The organism is Pedobacter yulinensis (assembly GCF_003029735.1).
In the GTDB taxonomy this organism is placed as follows: Bacteria; Bacteroidota; Bacteroidia; order Sphingobacteriales; family Sphingobacteriaceae; genus Pedobacter; species Pedobacter yulinensis.
This window is the reverse complement of the sequence record NZ_KZ686278.1, coordinates 1-515: the sequence shown is the minus strand read 5'-3', so window position 1 is coordinate 515 and position 515 is coordinate 1. Positions and strand designations below refer to the sequence as shown.

The following is a 515-nucleotide window of genomic DNA, read 5'->3' as shown; positions in this document are numbered from 1 at the left end:
CCCATGGGCCTGAAACCGCTGCCCACCGTTCCGGGCAAGATCAAAAAGAACCCGCTGGCGTACTTTGCTTTTTACAGCGATCTGCTGAGCATGTATGTACAGATCAATACGGGCAACCCGGTGCTGATTGGCGGGGAGTTTATCCCGCATCAATATACGCCGGGCGAGCTGCTGATGCGTTTTGCAGCCATCGGGCTGATGCGCGGTTTAACCAAAATCGGTGGCAAGGCCTTAAAGGGCCTCAACCAGATGTTGGGGAAAATGTTGGGCAAGAACAACCCGCTGTCAAAACTGCTGTGTCACTTCGGACTGGAGCCGGTGAACTTTGTAACCGGGGCCATGTTTTTTGAATGGACCGACTTTGAGCTTGAAGGAGGCAGGAAACTGGTATGGAAGAGCACCTGGCGCAGTGATAAACCTTTCGGCGGCATGCTGGGCAACGGGGTGTACAACAACTTTGACCTGTACATTTACCCGGATGAAAAGGCCGGTATAGCTGGTTTTAACCACCCGGA

The 515-nt window shown here is 53.2% G+C and carries 1 protein-coding gene; it reads left to right on the top strand.

Annotated features, from left to right (window positions below; translation table 11 throughout):
• Positions 1-515, top strand: a 515-nt coding sequence (locus C7T94_RS19250) for a DUF6531 domain-containing protein (RefSeq protein ID WP_204353332.1), incomplete at both ends; no start/stop codon positions are given.